Genomic DNA, 23927 nt, shown 5'->3' on the forward strand with positions numbered 1-23927 from the left:
CACGAGCAGCATGGTACGGATGCCGGGGCCGTGGCGCGCGCCGCCGGCGCTCTCGGGTTGAATAGGTGCCATGTTCGCCACCTGGGCCTCGCCTGCGTTCGCTGCGGTCGTCGCGGGCGGTGCGCTGTGGGCGCTGTTCCTGGCTCCGCTGCTGCTGTACCAGGTGCGTGCCTACGGCGGGCTGAGCATCCCCCGGGCGGCGGGATCGGCGGCGGTGTCCATCTACGCGGTGGCACTGGTCGCGTACACGCTTCTCCCTACGCCGGGGGCGTCTTCGTGGTGCGCAAAGAACCACGACGGCGAGATCGAGATCCATGCGTTCCACTCGATCGCCGAGATCCGTCGCCAGATCGAGCTGCACGGCGTCGTCGGCGCGCTCACCACCTTCACGGTCCTGCAGGTGGTCATGAACGTCGTCCTGTTCATCCCGTGGGGTCTGCTGGCGCGTCGCTACTTCCACATGCCCTTCGCGCTCGCGGTGCTGTCGGGTGCGTTCGGCTCGTTCATGATCGAGACGCTCCAGTTCGCGGGCGGCTGGACGTTGATCGGGTGCCAGTACCGCGTGGCCGACATCGACGACCTGATCGCGAACACGCTCGGCACGCTGCTCGGGGCCGTGCTGGCGCCGACGTTCCTGTTCTGGATGCCCAGGGCGCGTGATCTGGCCCGGCTGCGGCTGGCCCCGCGCCCTGTGACCGGGCTGCGGCGGGCTGCGGCGATGCTCCTCGATCTGGCGCTGCTGTGGCTCGTCGCGCTGGCGCTCGCGCCCGTGATCGTGCGCGGGCTGAAGGCGGAGGCGCTGGACGGTTCCCTGTGGTCGGGGCATGAGCTCGCGCCCGTGCTTGCGGCCGTGGTGGTCGTGGTCCCCACGTTGCGCGGCACAGGGGCCACCCCAGGCGAACGGATGCTGTGGCTGCGACCCGCGTGGCCGGTTCCCGTACGCGTCCGGAGGCTCAAGGCCGCGTTGCGGCCGGCGCTTGCGCTCGGCGTGTATGCCGCGCTCATGGCGATCGCGGGCGCGTGTGCGGACGACGGCGCGCTGGGCAGCGCGCTGTGGCTGGTCTCGTACGCGTGGATCGCGGTGGTGCTCCTCTGGACGGCGCTGGACCCGCGCGGCGGGCTGCAGGATGCCGCAACGGGGGCGACCACTGTCGATGCGCGAGGCTCGTACGAGCAGACGTTCGCCTGAGACTCCGTGCCGGACGCGCCTGTCAGGGTGCCGTCGTAGTGTCGACGCCATGGACCCGAGACTCTCGTTCGTGACCCTTGTCGTGCGTGACCTTGAGGCGAGTCGCGCGTTCTACGTGGACGGGCTCGGCTGGCCGGTGGCACTCGACGCGCCGGGGGAGGTGCTCATGATCAGGGTGGCCGACCGCGTCGTCCTGTCCCTCTGGTCCGAGGCCTCGGCGCGCGAGGAGATCGGGCCGGTGGCCCGCAGCGAGGGCGCCCCGCCCTTCACGCTTGCGCACAACGTGCCCGAACCGGACGACGTCGACCGGGTGGTCGCGCTTGCGGTGGCCGCGGGTGCCACCCTCGTGGGTGCACCGGTCACGCGTGACTGGGGAGGCCGGTCGGGATACGTCGGCGACCCCGACGGGTTCCTGTGGGAGATCGCCTACAACCCTGGACCGGTCGGCCGTTCGGTCCTGTGACGGTGCGTCAGGCGCCTTGCTGGCGTCGCACCATCTCCGCGATCCACAGCGGCGCATAGGGCGACGTGCAGTTCGGTGGCGTCGGGTAGTCCTTCAGCACCTCGAGGCGTTCGCCGATCTCGAGCGCGCGTGGCCTGCGCGGCGCGTCCGTGATGCCGATCTGCGCGAGGGTCGAGTTCATCTCCCACTGCAGTCGCGACGGCGCCGCCTTCATCTCGCGTTCCACCTGATCGAGCAACGCGTCCTTGTCCAGGCCGTCGGGCCGCTTGGCGACGCGATCCGCGGTCAGCGCCCAACCCGCTGCAGCGATCCACGGATCCGCGTCCTCGAACCAGGCCGTGCGCAGCGCCTCGACGTGAGGACTCTTCTTGACCACGTAGTTGATCAGCCAGTCCTGGATCTTGGGGCGGCGTCCCTCTCGCATCATCGTGTCGAGCTCGTCTTCGCTGAACGCCTTCGGGCGGCATACGAGCAGCGCGAGCAGCCTCGCGTCGGTGTCGCCCGTGGCCCACAGCGCGTGCGCGAGCTCCTGGTTCGCGCCCACCCTCTTCGCCACGCCGCGCAGCTTGGTGAGGTTCACCGTGTGGTCGTCTCCGTGCCGCTCGTTGACCGCCTGCATCTTGGCGTCTGTCATCGTGCCGAGCTCGGCGAGCAGCGCGTCCACCGTGGTCGCGATCGTGTCCGTCATGCCGTCCTCCCCGACGTGGATCGTGGGTGCAAGCCTACGTTCCCGTGGCCGACCACGTGCGGGCGGCCGCCTCGTGGGACGATCGGGTCATGCCTGACCCGCTGCTGATCGCCGTCCCGGTGCTGATCGTGGCCGCGCTCGTCGTGTGGGTCTATGTGGATGCATCGAGTCGCGCGGGGACCCCCCGTCAGGTCGTCGCTCGGATCGGCACGTTCAGCATCGAGACACCCCTGCAGTGGCTCGTCTTGTGCGTCGTGCTGATGATCGGCTTCCTGCCGTTGTACCTGGTGGCGAGGCGGGAGTGCGGCTAGCGCGCGTCGCCCGCGGTCATCGACTGGGCGCCCACCACGCGCAGCAGAGCGAGCCTCTCCCCGCTGTCGGTGCCCTCCCGTGCGGTGAACCACAGCAGGTGCTGGGATCCGTCGTCGGTGTGCAGGTTGTGGCAGAGCAGGTCGAGCGTGCCGATGCTGGGGTGCAGGAAGACCTTGGCGTCCACGCGACGGAGCTTGACGGTCCGCTCCTCCCAGAGCCGTGTGAACTCATCCGACGCCGCGGTGCACAGCTCCACCAGCTCACGCAGGCGCGCGTCGTCGGGCGCCCGCCGCCCGGCGGCGAGCCTGAGGTCCGCCACCAGCGACTCGGACAGCCGGGCGTGGTCCTCCGGCGGGTGGATGCCGCGGCTCTCGTCCTCGACGAACCAGCGGTAGACCTGGCTGGTGCGTGGCCACGTGAGCCCTCTCCGCTCGCCGAGCAGCGCGCGCGCCATGTCGTTGGCGACCAGGGACTCGGCGAGATCGGACACGATCAGGGCCGGCGTGTCGTCCAGGCGGTCCAGCAGCGCGAGCATCGCGGGTTCCACGTGCGTGTCGCCCGTGCGTGCAGGCACGGGTCGGCCTGCGAGGCGGTACAGGTGGTTCCGCTCGTCGCCGGTGAGCCGGAGCGCGCGTGACAGCGCGGCGAGCATCTGCGGTGACGGCTGCACCTTGGAGCCCTGCTCCAGCTCGATGTAGTACTCGACGGAGGCGCCCGCCAGCACCGCGACCTCGTCACGCCTCAGTCCCGGCACCCGCCTGCGAGGCCCGGGGACGATGCCCACCTGCTCCGGCGTGATGCGATCCCTCCGGGAGCGGAGGAAGGCGCCGAGCTCGGGAAGGTCCATGCGTCAAGTATGCGCGGCGCCCTGAACGCGAGGGTAGGGGCGTCGACCCCAGGGTGAGGTCCCTCTTCTCCGCGCATGGCGACCGGCGCAGGGTGGAACCGTCACCGAATCAAGGAGGCTCTCATGAGCGGCATCACCAGCCCCATCGCCCTGGTCACGGGCGCCAACCGCGGCATCGGCCGCGCGACCGTCGAGGAGCTCGCCAGGCGGGGCCACGACATCGTCCTCACGTACCGCAGCCACGCCGACGAGGCGGCGGAGGCGGTACGCGTCGTCGAGGCGGAGGGTCGCAGGGCCGTCGCGCTCCAGCTCGACATCGCCGACGCGGCGGCGATCGAGCCGTTCGTCGCCGCGCTGCGCGCCGCACTTCACGAGACGTGGGGCGCCACCACGATCGATGCGCTGGTCAACAACGGCGGCATGGGCGCGACCACCACCCTCGGAACCACCGGCGTGCAGGTGCTCGACGAGCTGTTCGCCACGCATGTCAGGGGCGTCTACCTGCTGACGCAGGCCCTCGCCACACCGGCCGAGGGCGACCCGCTGCTCGCGGACGGCGGGAGCATCGTGAACCTGGGCACGGGACTCACGCGCTTCGTGCACGTGGGGCGCGACGCGTATGCGGCCATGAAGGGTGCGGTCGGCGTCCTCACGGGCTACTGGGCGCAGGAGCTCGGCCCGCGCGGCATCCGTGTCAACACGGTGGCGCCGGGGCCCGTGGAGACGCAGTTCTCCGGCTGGGTGGGGGACGACACGCAGCGCAAGGTGTTCGCGGACGCCACCGCGCTCGGCCGCTCCTCGGTCGCCTCGGACATCGCGGGAGTGATCGCGACGCTCGTGGAGCCCGGCGCGGCCTGGGTCACGGCGCAGCGGATCGAGGCGTCGGGCGGCTACCGGCTCTAGCGGCGCCTGGAGGCATGACGATGCCGGCACCCCTCAAGGAAGGTGCCGGCATCGTCCTCCGCGGCGTGGATCGAACCCAGGACTACGCCGCGAGGCTTCCGTTCGCGAGCCTGCCCCTGAGGCGGTCGCGCAGCGTGTGCAGCTCGCGCCGGATGGCCTCGGGCACCTTCGCCCCGAAGGTCTCGAGGTAACGTGCCGCGTCATCCGATTCGACCAGGTGCGACCTCGGGTCCACCCGCAGCAGCTCGGCCCACTGGTCGGGGGTCACGCCTGCGCCGTCCAGGTTGATCGCCCACGGCGCGGGCAGGATGCCCACGGGGGAGTCGACGCCGTCGGCGCGGCCCTCGAGCCGGCCGAGGATCCAGTCGAGCACGCGGATGTTCTCCCCGAACCCCGGCCACAGGAACCTGCCGTCGGCGTCCTTGCGGAACCAGTTGACCTGGAAGATCGCGGGCGGGGTGGCGCCGGCGTCGGTCACCGCCTTGCCCACGTCGAGCCAGTGCTGCCAGTAGTCGGCCATGTGGTAGCCGCAGAAGGGGAGCATGGCGAACGGGTCGCGACGCAGCTCTCCGACGGTGCCCTCGGCGGCCGCCGTCTGCTCGGAGGAGATGGTGGCGCCCATGAAGACGCCGTGCTCCCATGAGCGGGACTGGGCGACCAGGGGGACGTTGGTGGCGCGTCGGCCGCCGAAGATGATGGCGTCCAGGACCACGCCCGCGGGGTCCTCCCAGTCGTCGGAGATCGTGGGGCACTGCGCCGCGGCGACCGTGAACCGTGCGTTCGGGTGTGCGGCCTTGCGTCCGGAGTCGGGCGTCCATGACGCGCCGGTCCAGTCGGTGAGGTGGGCGGGTGCCTCGTCGGTCAGTCCCTCCCACCAGACGTCGCCGTCGTCTGTGAGCGCGACGTTCGTGAAGACGGTGTTGCCCCACATCGTCTCCACCGCCGTGCGATTGGTGGAGAGCCCCGTGCCCGGCGCGACGCCGAAGAAGCCTGCCTCGGGGTTGATCGCGCGGAGCCGTCCGTCGGGCCCGGGCGCGATCCATGCGATGTCGTCGCCGATGGTCTCGACGTTCCAGCCCGGCAGGGTGGGCGCGAGCATCGCGAAGTTCGTCTTGCCGCAGGCCGACGGGAACGCGGCGGCCACGTGGAACACCCGCCCTCGCGGGTTGGTGACCTTGAGGAGCAGCATGTGCTCCGCCAGCCAGCCCTCGTCGCGCGCCTGGACGGACGCGATCCGCAGCGCGAACGCCTTCTTCGGAAGGATCGCGTTGCCGCCGTACGCGGAGCCGTACGACCAGATCTCCCGGTCCTCAGGGAAGTGGCAGATGTACTTGGTCTCATTGCACGGCCAGGCCACGTCCGCCTGTCCGCGGGCGAGCGGGGCGCCGACGGTGTGCGCGGCGGGCACCCATGCGGTGTCAGGGCCGATCTGCGCGAGCGCGGCGTCGCCCATGCGGGTCATGGTGCGCATGGAGGCCACCACGTACGGGGAGTCCGTGACCTGGACCCCCAGGCGTGCCATGGGGCTGCCGACCGGTCCCATCGAGAACGGGACCACATACATGGTGCGGCCCTCCATGGAGCCGCGGAACAGGTCGGTGAGCGTGCGGCGCATTCTCGTGGGCTCGGCCCAGTTGTTCGTGGGGCCGGCGTCCTCCTCGCGCTCGGAGCAGATGAAGGTGCGGGATTCGACGCGCGCCACGTCCGACGGGTCGGAGCGCACCAGGTAGCTGTCGGGACGCTTCTTCGGGTCCAGCTTGATCGCGGTGCCGGTGCCTACGAGCTTGTTCATGAGGCCGTGGAGCTCGGCCTCGGAGCCGTCGCACCACACCACACGGTTGGGTCGGGTGAGGTCGGCCATCTCCTGGACCCAGGCGATGACCTTCGCGTCGGCCTTCGGGGGCGCGGAGAGCGCGGCGCTGGTGCGCTGAGGGGTGACGGTCATCGTTCCTCCTTGAACGTGGGCAAGATTTTCCTCATATCACCGACGCTAGGGCTCCTGGTGGCCAATCACGGGTGTTCTGTCGACGAATATTCGCCAGATCTTCCGTTAGAGTGAATTCATGGCCGATCTCTCCACGCTTGGGCGGCGCATCCGGCACTTCCGCACCGCGGCCGGGCTCACGCTCGAGCAGCTGGGTGCTGACGTCGGCGTCGCCACCAGCCAGCTGTCGCTCATGGAGAACGGCCGACGCGAGCCCCGGCTCTCCCAGCTCGCGGACCTTGCTGCCAGGTTGGGCGTCACGGTGCAGGACCTCCTGGACGAGTCGCCCCCGGACGAGCGCGCAGGGCTCGAGATCGAGCTGGAACGGGCGCAGGCGAGCCCCGCCTACCGTGAGCTCGGGCTGCCCGACCTTCGGCCCACACGGGCGATGTCCGACGAGACCCTGCGCACGCTCGTCGGCATGCACCGCGAGCTCGACAGGCGCGCACGCCAGGCGGTCGCCACGCCGGAGGAGGCCCGGCGCGCCAACACCCGGCAGCGGCGCCGGATGCGCGAGCGCGACAACTACCTTCCGGAGATCGAGCTGCTCGCCGCGGACGCGGTCGCCGCGGTGGGTCACAGGGCCGGAGCCCTCACCCATCGGTCGGTCGCGGAGATGGCCGAGCGGCTCGGGCTCACGATCGTCCATGTGGACGACCTGCCGCATTCGGCGCGCTCCGTGCTCGATCCTGAGCGCGGTCGCATCTACATCCCGCCTGCCTCCATCCCTGGCGGTCACGGGCTGCGCTCGCTCGCGCTCCAGGCGATGGCGCATGTGGTGCTCGAGCACAGGCCGCCGCGGGACTACGCGGAGTTCCTGAGCCAGCGGCTCGAGGCGAGCTACTACGCGGCGGCGTGCCTCATGCCTCGCGACGTGTCCGTCGACTTCCTCCAGCGCGCGAAGCAGGAGCGGCGCATCGCGATCGAGGACTTCAGGGATGCGTTCGGCGTCACCCATGAGGCCGCCGCCCTGCGGTTCACGAATCTCGCCACCTCGCATCTGGGCATCCGTCTCCACTTCCTGCGCGTGACCGGCGACGGCGCGGTGGAGAAGGCGTACGAGAATGACGGGCTGCCGCTGCCGGTGGACGTCACGGGGTCCACCGAGGGCGAGATCGTGTGCCGCCATTGGAGCGCCAGGGAGGCGTTCACCAGGACGACGCGCACCACCGAGTACTACCAGTACACGGACACTCCGGCCGGCACCTTCTTCGAGGCGACGCAGACCGGCGCAGGGGCGCCGGGGGAGTACTCGATCACGCTCGGCGTGCCCTACGCCGAGTCCAAGTGGTTCCGCGGGCGCGAGACCGTCCAGCGCGCCACGTCCACCTGCCCGGACCTCAGCTGCTGCCGGGCGCCGGACGCGGATCTCGCCACCCGCTGGGGCGGACGTGCGTGGGCGAGCGCGCGGGTGCACACGCACACGTTCTCGCCGCTGCCGCACGGCACGTACCCCGGCGTCGACGATCGCGAGCTGTACGAGTTCCTCGCGTCGCACGTCGACGACTGAACGGCCGCTCGGGCTACTCGCCGTCGGCCGCCTGGCGCGCGCGGAAGGCAGCCTGGGCGGCGCGGTTGGTGCACGTGACCGAGCAGTATTTGCGGGAGCGGTTGCGGGACAGGTCGAACACGACGCCTTCGCAGTCATCCATGGCGCAGCGGTCGAAGCGGCGCATCTCGTCCTCGCGGATCACGTCGATCATGCCCATGGCGGTCTCGACGAGCACCCTCTCGGTGAAGGGCCTGTCGTCGGCGACCGCGTGGATGTGCCAGTCCGAGTCCCCGTGGCGCACCAACTGGGGGACGGCCTTCGCGTCTTCCAGGATCGCGTTGACCAGTGGCACGGCCTCGTCGCGGCTGGCGGTGAAGAGCCTTCGGAGCGGCGTGCGGATCGCGCGAACCTCGTCGAGGTCCTTCTGGGTGGGCTCGGGTCCCGTGTATCCGTACTCGCGGAAGAACGTGAGGAGCTGGTCGAGCGTGGTGAGCGTGTCGGGCTCGAGTTCCGTGTTGGACAGGCGTACGCCCGATTCGAGCGCCATCGCGGTGTCATCGGTGAAAGCCATGTTGACACATTACCATCCGACGTCTAGTGTCAGGTGCCATGGCGACTTTGACTCATGACGCACCTGCGGGGCGTCTCACCTCCGGCATCGGCATCGCGCTCGTGTCGGCAGGCTCGTTCGGCCTGTCCGGAAGCCTCGCGCGCGGCCTCCTCGACCTCGGCTGGACCGCAGGTGCGGCCACGCTCGCACGAGTCGCCATCGCCGCCCTCGCGCTGCTGATCCCCGGCCTCATGGCCCTCCGTGGCGACTGGTCCCTGCTGCGACGCGGCGCGGGCACCATCGTCACCTACGGCCTGTTCGCCGTCGTCGGAGCACAGCTGTGCTACTTCATGGCGGTCGGCACCTTGGACGTCAGCGTCGCGCTTCTCATCGAGTACCTGTCGCCCGTCGTCGTCGTCGCATGGCTCTGGCTGCGCCACGGCCACCGCCCTGCACGCGCCACCTTCGTCGGCGCGGGCTTCGCCGCGGTAGGCCTGGTCCTCCTGCTGGACGTGATCGGCGGCGGCCCGCTGTCCACCACGGGCGTCGCGTGGGCGCTCGGCGCCATGGTCGGCGCCGCCGTGTACTTCCTCATCTCCGGCGACGATCGCACAGGGCTGCCCCCGATCACCCTCGCCGCAGGAGGCCTCGCGGTCGCGCTCGTCGGGCTCATCGTGGTCGCCGCGCTCGGCATCCTCCCCGTGACGTTCGTGGCAGGCACCGTCCACTTCGTGCCGTTCGACGCGCCCGTCTGGGCGGTGCTCGCGGCGCTCGGAGTGATCACCGGTGGCGTCTCCTACGTCACCGGCATCGCCGCCACTCGACGGCTCGGCGCCCGGCTCGCCTCGTTCGTCGGCCTGTTCGAGGTCGTGGCCGCCACCCTGCTCGCCTGGTTCCTGCTGGGTCAGACGCCCGGCGCGACGCAGTTCGCCGGCGCCGCCCTCGTGCTGCTCGGAGTGATCGTCGTGAAGCTGGGGGAGAAGGACGACGTGGCGGTCGCCGACGCTCCGGTCCTCGCCGTGCCGCCGACCATGCCGCCCACGGTGGAGCCGCCGACCGTCGTCGCCGCCTGAGCGCTACCGCTCGACGGACAGCCAGCCCTTGTCGATGCTCGCCCGCCTCGGCGTCACCCAGGCTGGATCGATCGGGCCGTAGATGTGCGGGAACAGGTCCACGTCGCCCTCGTACCGGACCTCGGTGCCCGCAGCGCGGACCACGTCCTCGTCCATCACCAGCGCGACCAGGGGCTCCGTGAGATCCGCATAGAAGCGCTTGGCGGTGCGCGGCAGCTGCAGCCACGTCGAGCAATGGATGAAGCCCTCGCCCTCGAGGGTCATCCCACGGCCTGAGATCCGGTACTCCCCGGCGGCTACGGCCGCGTCCCAGTCCGTCGCCAGGGCAAGGTGCACGATCTCCATGCCGCCAAGCGTCCCATGCGCGGGCATGGTCAGGCGATAGTGCTGAGCTCCTCGAGGCGCTGCGAGGCCTCGCTCGCCTGCGTCACCTTCTCCCAGATCGTCGCGACGTCGGCGAGCGTCGCCTGCGCCGTGCCCGCCACCTCGCTCACCGACCGCGAGATCTCGTTGGTCGTGGCCGACTGCTCCTCCACCGCGCCGGCGATCGAGGTCTGCGCAGCGGAGATCTGGTCGATCAGCTCCGTGATCGCCGTCAGCGCGGTCGTCACGTGCGTGCTGTCATCCTGCAGCGTCGAGATCATCGCGGTGATGCGGTTGGTCGCCTCGGCGGTCTCCCGCGCCAGCTCCTTCACCTCCGACGCGACGACCGCGAAGCCCCGGCCCGCATCGCCCGCGCGCGCCGCCTCGATGGTGGCGTTGAGGGCCAGCAGGTTCGTCTGCTCCGCGATCTGGGTGATCAGCTTCACGACCACACCGATCTCCTGGCTCGACGAGTCGAGCTTCGTCACCCGCTCCGAGGCCTCACCCGCAGCGCCGACGGCCTCGTTCGCGATCGACACCGCCTTGGTGGTGGAGTTCGCGATCTCTTGGACCGACGCGCTCATCTGCTCGATCGCCGCCGCCGCGGTCTGGGCGCCGTCGGACGTCACCTGGGCCTGATCGGCCAGCTGGACCGTCACCTCCTGCATGGCGACGCCGACGCTCACGATCTCCTGCGCGGTGTCGTGCGAGGCCTGGCGGATCCGCTCGGACTCCGTCATGTCCTGCCAGGAGTACGCGAAGCCCAGCGCCTCGCCGCGGTCATCGACCAGCAGGTTGAGCGACGTCGACAGCAGGATGCCCTGGAACTCGTAGCTGGAGTGGCGCGGGTAGTCCGCCGGGTTCTTCGACACGCGGCCTGCACCGCTGAAGTCGTGGAGCTGATGGCCCAGAAGCGACTCGGGCGTCAGGGTGCCGATGCCGTCGATCATCGTGCGCGAGGTCGCGTTGAGGTAGGCGATGCGACCGTCGAGCCCCACGAACATCAGCGGGATCGCGAAGGAGTCCAGCATCCTGGCGAAGCCCAGGTGCCTCGCGCTCGGGATGGTGCCGATGCCCTGCTCGGCGGAGGTGAGGGGCGAGGTGGCCATGCGCGTGCCTTTCATGACGGTCGTTGTCGTTCTCCCCGTCCGTCACATCGGTCACACCTGGGACATCGTGAGGGTTCTCCGGGCGGTGTTCCGCGGTGTCCTTGTCCCGGTTCGGCGCTGGCGAAGCCCTGCCGGACACCACGGTCGATCCAGCGCCGGATAGACTGGAGCGTCGGCCCAGGGAGGGACCGGCTCCCTCCCTTACGAAACGAGTACCCGCATGCCCCTGCGCTCAGACCTGCGCAACGTCGCGATCGTCGCCCACGTCGACCACGGCAAGACCACCCTCGTGGACGCGATGCTCGTCCAGGGAGGCGCCTATGGCGACCACGCCCACGTCGAGGACCGCGCCATGGACTCGGGTGACCTCGAGCGCGAGAAGGGCATCACGATCCTCGCGAAGAACACCGCCATCCGCTACACCGGAGACGCGGCCCCCGAGGGTGGCGCCACCATCAACGTCATCGACACCCCTGGTCACGCCGACTTCGGCGGCGAGGTCGAGCGCGGACTGTCCATGGTCGACGGCGTGGTGCTGCTCGTCGACGCCTCCGAGGGTCCCCTCCCGCAGACCCGCTTCGTCCTGCGCAAGGCGCTGGCCGCGAAGCTGCCGGTCATCATCGTCGTCAACAAGGTGGATCGGCCTGACTCGCGGATCGACGAGGTCGTCGAGGAGACCCACGACCTTCTGCTTGGCCTCGCCTCCGACCTCGAGGACGAGGTCCCGGACCTCGACGTCGACGCGCTGCTCGAGGTGCCCGTCATCTACGCCTCTGCGAAGGCGGGCATCGCCTCGCTGACCCAGCCCGCCGACGGCGCCCTCCCCGAGGGCGACTCGGTGGAGCCGCTGTTCAAGGTCATCATGGAGCGCATCCCCGCCCCGTCGTTCGAGGAGGGCGCGCCGCTCCAAGCGCACGTCACCAACCTCGACGCCTCCCCGTTCCTCGGGCGCCTCGCGCTGCTCCGCATCTACAACGGCGAGATCCGCAAGGGCCAGCAGGTCGCGTGGGCGCGCCACGACGGCTCGCTCAAGCAGGTGAAGATCACCGAGCTCCTCGAGACCAAGGGTCTTCAGCGGGTTCCCGCCGAGTCCGCGAAGGCCGGCGACATCGTCGCGATCGCGGGCATCGAGGACATCACGATCGGCGAGACCATCACGGACCTCGACGACCCGCGTCCTCTGCCGCTCATCACCGTCGACGACCCCGCGATCTCCATGACCATCGGTATCAACACGTCACCCCTGGCAGGTCGAGTGAAGGGCGCCAAGGTCACCGCGCGTCAGGTCAAGGACCGCCTGGACCGCGAGATCATCGGAAACGTCTCCATCCGCGTCCTCCCCACCGAGCGTCCCGACGCCTGGGAGGTCCAGGGCCGTGGCGAGCTCGCGCTCGCGATCCTGGTGGAGCAGATGCGCCGCGAGGGCTTCGAGCTCACCGTCGGCAAGCCGCAGGTCGTGACGAAGGAGGTCGACGGCAAGCTCCACGAGCCGATGGAGCACATGACGATCGACGTGCCCGAGGAGCACCTCGGTGCCGTGACGCAGCTCATGGCGTCCCGCAAGGGCCGCATGGAGTCCATGGCGAACCACGGCACCGGCTGGGTGCGCATGGAGTTCCTCGTCCCTGCGCGCGGCCTCATCGGCTTTCGCTCCACGTTCCTCACCGACACCCGCGGCACGGGCATCGCCTCGTCCATCGCGGCCGGCTACGAGCCGTGGGCCGGTCTCATCGAGTACCGCACCAACGGCTCCCTCGTGGCGGACCGTTCCGGAGCCGTCACCTCGAACGCCCTCATGGCGCTGCAGGAGCGCGGCACGTTCTTCGTCGGTCCTACCGAGGACACCTACGAGGGCATGGTCGTCGGTGAGAACTCGCGCAACGAGGACATGGACGTCAACATCACGAAGGAGAAGAAGCTCAACAACATCCGCTCGTCCACCGCGGAGGAGCTCGAGCGCCTTGCACCTCCGCGCCGCCTGACCCTCGAGGAGAGCCTCGAGTTCGCAGGTGAGGACGAGTGCGTGGAGGTGACGCCCGAGAACATCCGCATCCGCAAGGTGATCCTGGACCAGACGGAGCGCGGTCGCGCCGCGTCCCGCGCCAAGCGGCAGAACGCCTGACCCGCCGCGGCGGTGCATTTCGTCCCGATTCGCGGAACGTAGAGTGGTCGCATGCTGAAGCGGTTCCTGGGTCTCGCTGCGCTCTTCGCCGTCGGTGCGGCGATCGCGACGGTCGGCGCGCTGTCACATCGCGCCTTCCCGTACATCGGTGTGGCCCTGGTCATCCTCGTCACGTTCACGGGCGCCGTGTTCTCTCGTGCCTGGAAGGACTGGGGCGGGCTGGCCCTGTACTCGTCCGGCTGGGCGGTGACGGTCTTCCTGCTCGCGCAGCGGGGGCCTGGGGGGTCGGTCCTGATCGTCGAGGACGCGCTCGGCCTGGTGTTCCTGCTCGGATCCACGGCGATGATCGTCCTCGTCGCGCTGATCCCGAGCTTCCTCCTGAAGGGGCGTGAGGATGTCGCGTAGGCGTCGTCTGCAGAACGAGCAGCAGAGACGGGCCGTCGAGGCGCGCCGCCGATCGGTCGCAGGACGGCGTCTTCGGGCGTCCGCCGCCCAGCATCCCGGTGCCCGGCCCGACGCCGCTGCGACCTCCGTAGACGCGGCGGCCGGGTCGCTTCCCGACGACGACGCGCTCACCGTGGACGCGGCGGTCACCATGGACGCCGCGGTCACCGCTCCGCGGATGGTCAGCCCCTATCTGCAGCCCGCGTCCGCGGCGGCAGCCGCCTCGACCGCCGAGCCTGAGGCCGAGGCGCAGCCCGAGGTGGCGCAGGAACCGGACGCAGCCACCGAGTTCGACCCCGAGCCCGACCATGCGGCGGAACCGGAGCCTGAGCCTGAGGCGGAGCCTGAGCCAGAAGCTGCCGCAGAGTTCGACCCCGAGCCCGAGGTGGAGCCGGCGCCGCAGTCCGAGCCCGCGCCGGACGCTGCCGCAGAGTTCGACCCCGAGCCCGCCGCGGAGCCTGAGCGCGAGAGCCTCTACGCCGAGCTCGCCGCGCCTGACGAGGAGCCGCTTCCGGAGTTCCTCACGCGCGAGCCCGAGCCGCCGCGCCCGCCGCGCCGCTGGCCCCGCGCGGTGGGTCTCGCCATCGTCGTCCTGGCGCTGCTGTACGTGATCGCGCAGGCCGCGGTCGCCGACCGCATCCCCCGTGGTGCGGAGGCGCTCGGCGTGCAGATCGGCGGCATGAGCGCCGACGAGGCCACGACAGCGCTCACACCCGCTGCTGACTCGGCGAACGCGGCCGCGGTGTCGCTGACGGTGGGCAACGCCTCCTACGTCACGTTCCCGACCAGGCTCGGAGTCTCGGTCGATGCGACCGCGACGGTGTCCGCGTACACCGGCTTCACGCTGTCTCCCGCACGCCTGTGGGAGCATGTCGCCGGCGTCGGCGAGCTGTCGCCCGTGCTCGCCGTCGACGACCAGAGCATGGGCACGGAGTCGACCGCGGCGGCATCGGTGCTCGCGTCGGACGCGCGCGATGCGCAGGTGACGATCGTCGACGGAGTGGCCCAGGCGATCGCAGGCACCCAGCAGGTGACGGTTGCGGCCGGGGACGTGCGCGACGCCGTCCTCGGGCAGTGGCCCGCGTCGTCGGTCACGGTGCCGGCGACCTTCGCGGACCCGGAGCTCGGCATCGACGACGCGACGGCGTACGCGACGGCGTTGAACTCCGGCCCGCTCGCTACGGACGTGTCGCTGACGTGGGACGGCGGCGAGGCGACCGTCCCCGCGCAGGAGGTGGCTGACAACGCCAGCGTCGACGTGGTGGACGGCGCCTACCAGCTGGAGGTCGACGGCAGGTCGATCGCACCCGCGCTGATCAAGGAGCACCCGGAGCTGGAGATCGATCCGGTCGATGCGTCGGTGTCCTTCGACTCCTCGCATCAGATCGTGGTCGACGAGGGCGCGCCGGGGCTCACGGTGGACGGCGGTGCGCTCGGCGACGTGATCGTCTCCGCCGTCAGCGGCGGTGGCGGCACGGGTGAGATGCCCTTCGTCGCCACGCAGGCGCAGCGGAACGCGGACTCGCTCCACGTGGCGGACCTCGCGCAGATCGTGTCGTCCTTCGACACCCCGCTCACGAACGAGCCGGTGCGCACGCAGAACCTGGTGGTCGCGGCAGCGCACGTGGCAGACACGATCATCGAGCCGGGCGAGCAGTTCAACCTGCATGACGTCCTGTCCCCGATCACGGCCGAGGAGGGCTATCAGGACGCGCACGTGATCGTGAACGGCATCCTGACGGAGGGCATCGGCGGTGGTCTGTCGCAGATGGCCACGACCTCGTACAACGCCGCGTACCTGGCCGGCTACCAGATCGACGCGCACCGGCCGCACAGCGTGTGGTTCACGCGCTACCCGGCCGGGCGCGAATCGACCATCTACGGCACCCAGATCAACATGGTGTTCACGAACGACACCCCGTACGCCCTGGTCATGAACAGCTACGTCGAAGGCGGCCGCCTGCATGTCGACATCTGGTCGACGCCGTACTACACGGTGCAGACCCAGGCGTCCGACAAGACCAACGTCGTCCAGCCCGGGGTGAAGAAGCTGACGTCGTCGAGCTGCTCGCCCAAGAGCGCAGGCCAGGCCGGCTTCACCATCACCAACTACCGGCAGGTCTTCCTGAACGGTGACCAGGTCAAGGATGAGAGCTACACCTGGACCTACGCGCCGGACGATGCGATCGAGTGCACGTCGTCGTCGGCGTCCACGAACGCCGGAACAGCGGACTGATACGACCCATACCGGCGGGGGTACCAGCGCGTTTCCGACGCGTTCCCGGCGGTATGATGCGAGGGTTCCAGAGACCCTAGGGAGGGAGTCGCCGTGACGTACGTCATCGCCTTGCCGTGTGTGGATGTCAAGGACAAGGCCTGCATCGACGAGTGTCCGGTGGACTGCATCTACGAGGGCGAGCGTTCGCTCTACATCCACCCCGACGAGTGCGTCGACTGTGGTGCATGCGAGCCGGTCTGCCCGGTCGAGGCCATCTACTACGAGGACGACCTCCCGGACAAGTGGAGCGACTTCTACAAGGCGAACGTGGAGTTCTTCTCCGAGATCGGCTCGCCTGGTGGCGCCGCGAAGATGGGCCAGATCGCCCATGACCACGACGTCATCAAGGCCTTCCCGCCTCAGAACTGACGCAGGTCCGTCGTGGCACTGCATCCGTCCGCGCTCCCGGACTTCCCGTGGGACTCGCTCACGCCCTACCGCGAGCGCGCCCTTCAGCACCCCGGCGGGCTCGTGGACCTATCGGTCGGCACCCCGGTGGATCCCACCCCGCAGGTGGTGCGGGATGCGCTGATCGCTGCGGCCGACGCGCCGGGCTATCCGCAGACGTACGGGACCCCTGAGCTGCGCGAGACCGTCGCTGCGTGGTTCGCGCGCCGTCGTGGCGTCCCCGACGTGGACCCGGCGGGCGTGCTTCCCACGGTGGGCTCCAAGGAGATGGTGGCGCTCCTTCCGGCGCTGCTCGGCATCGGCGAGGGGCACACGGTGGTCCATCCCACGGCCGCCTACCCCACGTACGACGTCGGCGCGCGTCTCGCAGGGGCCACGCCTCGACCGGCCGACGAGGTCGACGAGTGGGCGGGCGACCGATCGGTCCGTCTCGTGTGGGTCAACTCGCCGTCGAACCCCACCGGTGCGGTGCTGTCGCGCGAGGAGCTCAAGGAGGTCGTCGACGCGGCGCGGGAGATCGGCGCCGTCGTCGCCTCGGACGAATGCTACGCGGAGCTCCCCTGGGAGGAGCCGTGGGCGTCGGAGGGAGTGCCCTCGATCCTCGACCCCGCGGTGGCGGGCGGAAGCCACCAGGGCCTGCTCTCGGTCTACTCGTTGTCCAAGCAGTCGAACCTCGCCGGCTACCGCGCGGCGTTCGTGGCCGGCGACCCCGCGATCGTCGGCCGTCTCCTCGAGGTCCGCAAGCACGCTGGCTTCATCATGCCTGCTCCGGTGCAGGCTGCGATGGCCGCGGCGCTCGCGGACGACTCTCACGTGGAGGCGCAGCGGGAGGTGTATCGGGGGCGTCGGGAGCTGCTGAAGCCGGCGCTCGAGTCGGCGGGGTTCCGGGTGGAGCAGTCGCTGGCGGGCCTGTACCTGTGGTCTACCCGGGACGAGGACTGCTGGGATACCCTGGGCGAACTGGCCGACCGGGGCATCATCGTCGCTCCGGGGGCGTTCTACGGGGAGGCCGCGCGTCGGCATGTTCGCGTAGCGCTCACGGCGACGGATGAACGGATCGAGGAGGCGGCCCGCCGTCTCGCAAAATCTGAGTAAACTGGCGGCCAAGCAATCACCGGGGCAGTGTCGCCCCAGCCACCGAAGGCGTTCGCGCGTCGTCTGGAAGGAGCCGCATGGTCCACGTCGAGGAAGCACAGCTGACGGTCGACGGAGTCACCCGAGGACTGAGCATCGAGCGCGCCACCGTGGGGAACGACGGTCTCCCCATCCCCACGCTGCTCAACGACACGGGCCTCGTGACCGTCGACCCCGGCTTCATGAACACGGCGTCGTGCTCCAGCGAGATCACCTACATCGACGGAGACAACGGCATCCTCCGCTACCGCGGCTACCCGATCGAGCAGCTCGCGCAGCAGTCCACCTTCCTGGAGGTGGCGCACCTCCTGATCCACGGCGAGCTGCCGAACGCGGATCAGCTCGCGTCGTTGAACAACCGCGTCTCCCGGCACATGCACCTCCACGAGGGCATGAAGGCGTTCCTCAACGCCTTCCCGCGCGATGCGCACCCCATGGCGGTGCTGTCCGGCGCCCTGAGCGCGTTGAGCACGTTCTATCCCGAGTCGGTGGGTCGAGGCGACTACGAGATCGAGCTGGCCACGGTGCAGCTGCTCGCGAAGACTGCCACCGTCATCTCGTATCTGCAGCGTCGTGGACGCGGCGGCGACCTGATCGAGCCCCGCCGCGGCGGCCACTACGTGGACGAGTTCCTGAGGATCGCGTTCTCCGACGGCAGCGGCGAGGTCGACATCGACCCGGAGGTCCGCCGAGCCGTAGACCTCCTGCTCATCCTGCACGCCGACCATGAGCAGAACTGCTCCACGTCGACGGTCCGCATCGTCGGCTCGTCGCAGGCGAACATCTATGCGTCGGTCGCGGCCGGCGTCACCGCGCTGTCCGGCCCGCTGCACGGCGGGGCGAACGAGGCGGCACTGCGCATGTTCGACCAGATCAAGGAGAGCGGCGACACCGTCGAGCAGTTCGTGGCGAAGGTCAAGGACAAGGCCGAGGGCGCTCGCCTCATGGGCTTCGGTCACCGCGTCTACAAGTCGTACGATCCGCGTGGCGCGGTCGTGAAGGGCGTCGCAGACACCGTGCTCGAGAAGCTGGGCGGCGACAACCAGACGTTCGACATGGCGAAGCGCCTCGAGGAGATCGCGCTCAGCGACGAGTACTTCATCGAGCGCAAGCTCTACCCCAACGTCGACTTCTACACGGGGCTCCTCTACTCGGCGATCGGCTTCCCGCACACGATGTTCACGCCGCTCTTCGCATTGGGGCGCATGCCGGGCTGGATCGCGCACTACCGCGAGATGATGCACGACCCGCGCACCAAGATCGGCCGTCCGCGGCAGATCTACACGGGCGTCGTGGAGCGCGACTACGTGCCGATGGAGGACCGCGAGAGCTAGCTGCTCTGAGGCGCGGTGCGGATGTCGATCCGCACGGCGTCGCCCACGGAGTCATCCCCGGTGGCAGTCATGCCGTCCTGCACGGTCCACGTGCTCGTCGAGGTGGTGACGGCGGTGGCCCCGGTCGTGCTCGCGGTGGCGACCGCCCATGCGGCGAGCTGATCCCTCGTGGTGGCGGAGCCATCGTCCGCCGTGACGTCCACCGACGTCGCATCGCCGATGCCCGTCACGAGCACGGTGTACATGCCGTCGCCGAAGTCGGCAGCGATCCTGTCCGCATAGGCGGCGGCGGTCGAGGCGTCGGGGGTCGAGATGTCGCAGGTCACAGCTGCGGGGCCGCCGTAGCCGCGCAGGGCCGTCGCCCACAGGCGCGCCTCGGGCTCATGATCCGCGTACGCGTTCGGGAAGGCGCTGCGCTGCACCGCCTGCGCTGCCACCGTGATCTCGAGGTCCTCCCACCCGGACACCTTCTGGAGCGCGGTGTAGAACGCGTCGGCCGCATACCGGACGTCGAGGATCTCCTCCTCGGTGCCCCAGCCCTGCGAGGGGCGTTGCTGGAAGAGGCCCAACGAGTCGCGATCCCCGTAGGAGATGTTGCGCAGCCCCGACTCCTGCACCGCGGTGGCGAGCGCGATCGTGGCGGCGCGGGCACGCAGCCCCGCCGCCGCGGACCGCGCGGCGATGATCGCGGCGTTGTCCGCCTGCTCCGCGGTGAGGGTGTGGGAGGTGCCTTCGACGGTCACGGTGCATCGTTCGCTCGAGAACCGGTCACCGTGCCGCTCCCACCAGGCGGGACCCCAGATGACGCCCGCGGTCGCGACGGCGGCGAAGGTCAGGAACGCGATCGCCCTTGCCCCTCGGCGGCGCGGGCGTCCTGCCATCAGTTGGTGTGCAGCGCGGCGTTGAGCTCGATGCCCTTGCCCTGGCGCTGGACTGCCTCGAGCGCGCCGGTGAGGGAGTTCCGGCGGAACAGGATGCCGTCCTGGCCCGCGAGATCGCGAGCCTTGGCCGTGACAGGGTTGCCGTCGTCGTCGGTCTGGCCCACGAGGACCACCTTCGAGCCGGCGGTGACGTACAGGCCGGCCTCGACGATGCAGTCGTCGCCCAGGGGGATGCCCAGGCCGGAGTTCGCGCCCAGCAGCGAGCGCTCGCCGAGCGAGATGACGTGCTTGCCGCCGCCGGACAGGGTGCCCATGATGGAGGCCCCGCCGCCCACGTCGGAGCCGTTGCCGACGACGACGCCCGCCGAGATGCGGCCCTCGACCATCGAGACGCCCAGGGTGCCGGCGTTGAAGTTGACGAAGCCCTCGTGCATGATCGTCGTCCCCGGTGCCAGGTGGGCGCCCAGACGCACCCTGTCGGCGTCGGCGATCCGCACGCCGGAGGGCACCACGTAGTCGACCATGCGCGGGAACTTGTCGACGCCGAAGACGGTGAGGTGCCGGCCGAAGGCGCGCATGCGGGCGCGCACCGCCTCGAAGCCTTCGACAGCGCACGGGCCCTCCGACGTCCACACCACGTTGGTAAGAACGCCGAAGACCCCGTCAAGGTTCACGCCGTGCGGCTGCACCAGGCGGTGCGACAGCAGGTGGAGGCGCAGATAGGCGTCGGGGACGTCGGCGGGAGCCTCATCCAGGTCGATCGCCTTGAAGACGACCTCGACGCTTACGCCGCGCAGGTCGTCGTGCCGTTCCGCGGCCTTGAGCTGCTCGGGCGCACGGTGCTTGTCGGGCGCCTCGCCGAGCACGGGGGAGGGGTACCAGGTGTCGAGCACCGTGCCCGTCGCGTCGATCGTGGCAAGTCCGTATGCGTGCGCCGTGCGAGTCATGGCTCCAAGGGTAGTTGAGCGCGCCGGTCGCTAGGCTCGGGGCATGAGCGAGGGGGACGGCGCGGAGTCGGACGAGGAGCCGATGCGGCACCGCGAGCCGGATCATGCGGCGGACGGGTGGGCGCCGAGCGCGATCCCGCGGCGTGGCATCGAGTGGAGGTCGGAGTTCCTCCCGCCGGACCCGGTCGTGACGCAGGCCGAGAACGCCAGGTTCCTTCCTGCGCGCTCTCCGAGACGCCGCGTCGTGGCGCTGCTGGTGACCGTGCTCGCGCTGCTGTGGATCGGGGACGCGGTGCGCGACGTCGTCCTGTTCACGCAGGACGCGGGTGACGACCCTGCCCGCGCACTGGGAGTCGTCGGGGTGGTGCCTGTCGGCTTCCGGATGCTCGTCGGGGGCGTCTCCACATGGCTCGCGTGGCGGTGGGCGGGCCGTCCGGTCGTCCCGTGACGCGGCGATAGTCTGACGGCATGACGCTCGATCTCGCCGCCCCCGTGGAGGTGCTGGCCAAGGCCCTCATCGACCTTCCGTCCGTGTCGGGCGACGAGCGCGAGATCGCTGACCAGGTCGAGGCCGCGCTGCGGGCGTGCGCGCACCTCGAGGTCACGCGGCTGGGGAACAACGTCGTCGCCAGGACGACGCTGGGGCGCGCGGAGCGCGTGGTCGTGGCCGGGCACCTGGACACGGTGCCGATCGCCTCCAACGTGCCGGGTCGCTGGGCCGATGACGGTGCGACCTTGTGGGGTCGCGGCGCCGTGGACATGAAGGCCGGTGTGGCCGTGCAGCTCTCGCTCGCGGCCGCGCTCACGGAGCCGACGCGCGACGTGACGTGGGTGCTCTACGACCAGGAGGAGGTCGAGGAGACCCGCAACGGTCTGGGGCGCGTGTCGCGCGAACGCCCCGACCTGCTGCAGGCGGACTTCGCGGTGCTCGGCGAGCCGACCGGTGGGGTGATCGAGGGCGGGTGCAACGGCACGTTGCGCGTGGACGTGACGGTGCAGGGCAAGGCCGCGCATTCGGCACGCTCCTGGAAGGGCGTCAACGCCATCCACCATGCGGCTCCTCTGCTGCAGGCGCTCGAGGAGTACGAGGCGGAGACGATCGAGGTCGATGGCCTGAAGTACCGCGAGGGCCTCAACGCCGTCGGGATCTCGGGGGGGATCGCGGGCAACGTGATCCCCGACTCCGTGACCGTGACGCTCAACTACCGGTTCAGCCCCGCATGGCCGCTCGAGGAGGCGAAGGAGCGGGTCGAGAAGTTCGTCCAGGCGGCCTTCACGGCGCATCCCGAGACTCTGGAGCGTTGGCAGGCGGCCCCGGACGAGCTGGCGCTCGTCTACTCCCTCGTGTGGACAGATGAGGCGCAGGCGTGCAGGCCGGGCCTCGACGCCCCGCTCGCGCGCTCCTTCGCGGCCGCCGTGGAGGCGACGGGCGCGGAGCCGCCCCGTGCCAAGCTCGGTTGGACCGACGTGGCACGCTTCGGCGCGCTCGGCATCCCTGCGGTGAACTACGGTCCCGGCGACCCTGAGCTCGCGCACGCCGACGACGAGCGCTGCGCCGTCAGCCAGATCCGCGAGGTGCGCGCGGGCCTGGAGGCCTGGCTCACGAGCTGAGCCGCATCACCCGAGACCGTCCGCACGGAGGAGACACGGAGGCATCATGAACGACTACCGCAAGGGCCCGGTCCTGCTGCGTGGACGCAACGTTCCCGACGTCTCGACGTCCGGACGCCTGCTGGGCGAGCAGGACAGCCCCCACTGGCTCCATGAGGATCCGTGGCGGGTGCTCCGCATCCAGTCCGAGTTCGTGGAAGGCTTCGGCGCGCTCGCCGAGCTGGGCCCCGCGATCACCGTCTTCGGCTCGGCGCGCTCGCAGGTGGACGCGCACGACTATGCGCAGGGCGTCCAGATCGGCGGCCTGCTCGCCGAGCGCGGCTACGCCGTCATCACCGGTGGCGGGCCCGGCATCATGGAGGCCGCGAACAAGGGTGCGCATGAGGCCGGCGGAGTGTCGGTGGGGCTCGGGATCGAGCTGCCGCACGAGCAGGACATGAATCCGTACGTGAACCTGGGCATCAACTTCCGGTACTTCTTCGCCCGCAAGACGATGTTCGTGAAGTATGCGCAGGGGTTCATCGCGCTGCCTGGCGGCTTCGGCACCATGGACGAGCTGTTCGAGGCGCTCACGCTGGTGCAGACGGGCACCATCCAGAAGTTCCCGATCGCGCTCGTCGGGCACTCGTACTGGGACGGGCTCATGGGATGGCTGCGCGAATCGATGGCGGCCGACGGGAAGATCGCACCCACCGACATCGACCTGATGCACGTGACGGACGACCCGATCGTGGCGGTCGCGCACGTCACGCAGGACCTCGCGGTCGCCGTCGACTGACCTGCGTCCCCAGGTCCCGCTGCGCCGGCGGCCGGGCCGCGCCGCTGGGAAGGGATTTGGGGCGTGTCTGCGGCTCCGCGTAGAATGGCCGGAGCGTCGCGCGCCGCGTGACCGCCTGGTTCACAAGGAGTTGCACACGATGGCCGCTATGAAGCCTCGTACCGGTGACGGCCCTATGGAGGTCGTGAAGGAGGGCCGCAGCTACGTGCTGCGCATGCCTCTCGAGGGCGGCGGGCGCCTGGTCGTGGAGATCAACGCCGACGAGGTGAGGGAGCTCGGCAACGCGCTCCAGTCGGCTCTCCAGTAATCCCCTGAAGCGGTGAAGCGCCTGGCCTCGGCCAGGCGCTTGCCGTATCTCAGCCGATCGCCGCGTCCTTCAGCGCCACCAGCAGCCCGTCGCCCGCTGTCAACAGCACAGGCGTGAGCGATTCGTTCTCGCGCACGGCCTTGAGCGTCACCCGCACGGCGGTGGTCTCCTCATCGCGCTGCGCGGGGTCTGCCACGCGCCCGTGCCACAGCGCGTTGTCGATCACGACCATGCCGCCCACTCGGAGCAGCCTCAGCGCATGGTCCAGGTACATCGGGTACTCCACCTTGCGCGCGTCGATCAGGACCATGTCGTAGCCGCCGTCGGTCAGACGCGGAAGCACCTCGAGCGCACGCCCGGTGATCATGCGGGCCCGCTCAGGCGCGAAGCCCGCGGCGGTCAGGGTCCGCCTCGCGGCCTTGTGATGCTCCGCCTCACGATCGATCGTGGTCAGCACGCCCGCCGGGTCCATGCCGCGCAGCAGGTACACGGACGAGACTCCGGTGCCGGTGCCGATCTCCACCACCGACCGCGCGCCCATCGCACGGGCGAGCACCTGCAGCGTCCTGCCCGCCGCAGGGAGGACAGGCACGCATCCCAGCTCGTCCGCGGCGTCGCGAGCAGCGAGCACCACACGGTCCTCCGCCAGGAAATCCTCGGCATATGCCCAGTTCGCGGCCTCGCTCGTCATGACACCTCCTCCGCGCATC

25 protein-coding genes are annotated in these 23927 nt (G+C 70.1%); 16 read left to right on the forward strand and 9 right to left on the reverse strand.

Annotation, left to right across the window (positions count from 1 at the left end; genetic code table 11):
* The first annotated feature begins 70 nt into the window (after positions 1-70).
* Both RN607_RS03100 and RN607_RS03105 read left to right on the forward strand, forming a co-directional pair.
* On the forward strand, positions 71-1189 hold the full coding sequence (locus RN607_RS03100) for a VanZ family protein (protein WP_313544259.1): 1119 nt from the start codon (positions 71-73) through the stop codon (positions 1187-1189).
* 49 nt (positions 1190-1238) lie between these two features.
* Positions 1239-1652 carry a VOC family protein gene (locus RN607_RS03105; protein WP_313544260.1) on the forward strand — a complete coding sequence of 138 codons (414 nt, stop codon included), beginning with the start codon at positions 1239-1241 and terminating at the stop codon, positions 1650-1652.
* 7 nt (positions 1653-1659) lie between these two features.
* Here RN607_RS03105 and RN607_RS03110 read toward each other — a convergent pair whose 3' ends face one another.
* Entirely contained in the window at positions 1660-2340 is a 681-nt protein-coding gene (locus tag RN607_RS03110; protein WP_313544262.1) for a DNA alkylation repair protein, read from the reverse strand.
* A gap of 89 nt (positions 2341-2429) precedes the next feature.
* On the opposite strand from RN607_RS03110, the gene RN607_RS03115 reads away from it, so the two are divergent.
* Positions 2430-2651 (forward strand): hypothetical protein, encoded by a 222-nt coding sequence (locus RN607_RS03115; RefSeq protein ID WP_313544264.1) that lies wholly within the window; start codon positions 2430-2432, stop codon positions 2649-2651.
* Here RN607_RS03115 and RN607_RS03120 read toward each other — a convergent pair.
* Positions 2648-3499, reverse strand: coding sequence for a helix-turn-helix transcriptional regulator (locus RN607_RS03120; protein ID WP_313544267.1), 852 nt, complete (start codon positions 3497-3499; stop codon positions 2648-2650). The two genes, RN607_RS03115 and RN607_RS03120, sit on opposite strands and share 4 nt — an antisense overlap.
* Before the next feature lie 123 nt (positions 3500-3622).
* On the opposite strand from RN607_RS03120, the gene RN607_RS03125 reads away from it, so the two are divergent.
* On the forward strand, positions 3623-4402 hold the full coding sequence (locus RN607_RS03125) for an SDR family NAD(P)-dependent oxidoreductase (RefSeq protein WP_313544268.1): 780 nt from the start codon (positions 3623-3625) through the stop codon (positions 4400-4402).
* A gap of 82 nt (positions 4403-4484) precedes the next feature.
* Here RN607_RS03125 and RN607_RS03130 read toward each other — a convergent pair whose 3' ends face one another.
* On the reverse strand, positions 4485-6347 hold the full coding sequence (locus tag RN607_RS03130; protein ID WP_313544269.1) for a phosphoenolpyruvate carboxykinase (GTP): 1863 nt from the start codon (positions 6345-6347) through the stop codon (positions 4485-4487).
* Between the two features lie 118 nt (positions 6348-6465).
* Between RN607_RS03130 and RN607_RS03135 the strand changes: the two genes are divergently transcribed.
* Complete coding sequence (locus RN607_RS03135; protein ID WP_313544271.1) at positions 6466-7896, forward strand: helix-turn-helix domain-containing protein; 1431 nt, start codon at positions 6466-6468, stop codon at positions 7894-7896.
* A gap of 13 nt (positions 7897-7909) precedes the next feature.
* On the opposite strand, the gene RN607_RS03140 is transcribed toward RN607_RS03135, so the two are convergent.
* Positions 7910-8449, reverse strand: a complete 540-nt coding sequence (locus RN607_RS03140) for a CGNR zinc finger domain-containing protein (protein ID WP_313544272.1) — start codon at positions 8447-8449, stop codon at positions 7910-7912.
* 38 nt (positions 8450-8487) lie between these two features.
* Here RN607_RS03140 and RN607_RS03145 point away from each other — a divergent pair, with 38 nt between their 5' ends.
* Positions 8488-9501, forward strand: a complete 1014-nt coding sequence (locus tag RN607_RS03145) for an EamA family transporter (RefSeq protein ID WP_313544274.1) — start codon at positions 8488-8490, stop codon at positions 9499-9501.
* Positions 9502-9504: 3 nt separating this feature from the next.
* Here the strand turns inward: RN607_RS03145 and RN607_RS03150 are convergent, their stop codons facing one another.
* Both RN607_RS03150 and RN607_RS03155 read right to left on the reverse strand, forming a co-directional pair.
* A complete protein-coding gene (locus RN607_RS03150; RefSeq protein WP_313544276.1) occupies positions 9505-9846 on the reverse strand; it encodes a DUF952 domain-containing protein in 342 nt (113 codons plus the stop codon).
* 29 nt (positions 9847-9875) lie between these two features.
* Positions 9876-10973 (reverse strand): methyl-accepting chemotaxis protein, encoded by a 1098-nt coding sequence (locus tag RN607_RS03155; protein WP_313544278.1) that lies wholly within the window; start codon positions 10971-10973, stop codon positions 9876-9878.
* Positions 10974-11193: 220 nt separating this feature from the next.
* On the opposite strand from RN607_RS03155, the gene typA reads away from it, so the two are divergent.
* The 6 genes from typA (at position 11194) to RN607_RS03185 (ending at position 18693) form a co-directional block, all read left to right on the forward strand.
* Entirely contained in the window at positions 11194-13095 is a 1902-nt protein-coding gene (typA, locus tag RN607_RS03160) for a translational GTPase TypA (RefSeq protein WP_313544280.1), read from the forward strand.
* Positions 13096-13146: 51 nt separating this feature from the next.
* Complete coding sequence (locus tag RN607_RS03165) at positions 13147-13500, forward strand: DUF6113 family protein (protein ID WP_313544282.1); 354 nt, start codon at positions 13147-13149, stop codon at positions 13498-13500.
* Positions 13490-15775 carry a VanW family protein gene (locus tag RN607_RS03170; RefSeq protein ID WP_313544284.1) on the forward strand — a complete coding sequence of 762 codons (2286 nt, stop codon included), beginning with the start codon at positions 13490-13492 and terminating at the stop codon, positions 15773-15775. Before RN607_RS03165 ends, RN607_RS03170 begins: the two co-directional genes overlap by 11 nt.
* 93 nt (positions 15776-15868) lie before the next feature.
* Positions 15869-16186: a ferredoxin gene (fdxA, locus tag RN607_RS03175; protein WP_313499816.1), complete on the forward strand. Its 318-nt coding sequence runs from the start codon at positions 15869-15871 to the stop codon at positions 16184-16186.
* Between the two features lie 12 nt (positions 16187-16198).
* Positions 16199-17320, forward strand: coding sequence for a succinyldiaminopimelate transaminase (dapC, locus tag RN607_RS03180; protein WP_313544286.1), 1122 nt, complete (start codon positions 16199-16201; stop codon positions 17318-17320).
* 77 nt (positions 17321-17397) lie between these two features.
* On the forward strand, positions 17398-18693 hold the full coding sequence (locus RN607_RS03185) for a citrate synthase (protein ID WP_313499820.1): 1296 nt from the start codon (positions 17398-17400) through the stop codon (positions 18691-18693).
* Here the strand turns inward: RN607_RS03185 and RN607_RS03190 are convergent.
* Both RN607_RS03190 and dapD read right to left on the reverse strand, forming a co-directional pair.
* Positions 18690-19574 (reverse strand): hypothetical protein, encoded by an 885-nt coding sequence (locus RN607_RS03190; protein WP_313544288.1) that lies wholly within the window; start codon positions 19572-19574, stop codon positions 18690-18692. The genes RN607_RS03185 and RN607_RS03190 overlap by 4 nt on opposite strands.
* Positions 19574-20521, reverse strand: a complete 948-nt coding sequence (gene dapD / locus RN607_RS03195; protein ID WP_313544290.1) for a 2,3,4,5-tetrahydropyridine-2,6-dicarboxylate N-succinyltransferase — start codon at positions 20519-20521, stop codon at positions 19574-19576. Before dapD ends, RN607_RS03190 begins: the two co-directional genes overlap by 1 nt.
* A gap of 43 nt (positions 20522-20564) precedes the next feature.
* Between dapD and RN607_RS03200 the strand changes: the two genes are divergently transcribed.
* The 4 genes from RN607_RS03200 to RN607_RS03215 all read left to right on the forward strand — a co-directional run bounded on the left by RN607_RS03200 (position 20565) and on the right by RN607_RS03215 (position 23217).
* On the forward strand, positions 20565-20969 hold the full coding sequence (locus RN607_RS03200) for a hypothetical protein (protein WP_313544292.1): 405 nt from the start codon (positions 20565-20567) through the stop codon (positions 20967-20969).
* A 20-nt stretch (positions 20970-20989) separates the two neighbouring features.
* The gene (dapE, locus tag RN607_RS03205) at positions 20990-22132 is read left to right on the forward strand and encodes a succinyl-diaminopimelate desuccinylase (RefSeq protein WP_313544293.1); all 1143 of its coding nucleotides are present in this window, start codon (positions 20990-20992) and stop codon (positions 22130-22132) included.
* A gap of 46 nt (positions 22133-22178) precedes the next feature.
* On the forward strand, positions 22179-22910 hold the full coding sequence (locus RN607_RS03210) for an LOG family protein (RefSeq protein WP_313544295.1): 732 nt from the start codon (positions 22179-22181) through the stop codon (positions 22908-22910).
* Positions 22911-23049: 139 nt separating this feature from the next.
* On the forward strand, positions 23050-23217 hold the full coding sequence (locus RN607_RS03215; RefSeq protein WP_313499830.1) for a DUF3117 domain-containing protein: 168 nt from the start codon (positions 23050-23052) through the stop codon (positions 23215-23217).
* 49 nt (positions 23218-23266) lie between these two features.
* Here the strand turns inward: RN607_RS03215 and RN607_RS03220 are convergent, their stop codons facing one another.
* Positions 23267-23908, reverse strand: a complete 642-nt coding sequence (locus RN607_RS03220) for an O-methyltransferase (RefSeq protein WP_313499831.1) — start codon at positions 23906-23908, stop codon at positions 23267-23269.
* Positions 23909-23927 lie beyond the last annotated feature (19 nt).

Origin of the sequence: Demequina capsici, from assembly GCF_032102965.1 — a bacterium.
Classification (GTDB): Bacteria; Actinomycetota; Actinomycetes; order Actinomycetales; family Demequinaceae; genus Demequina; species Demequina capsici.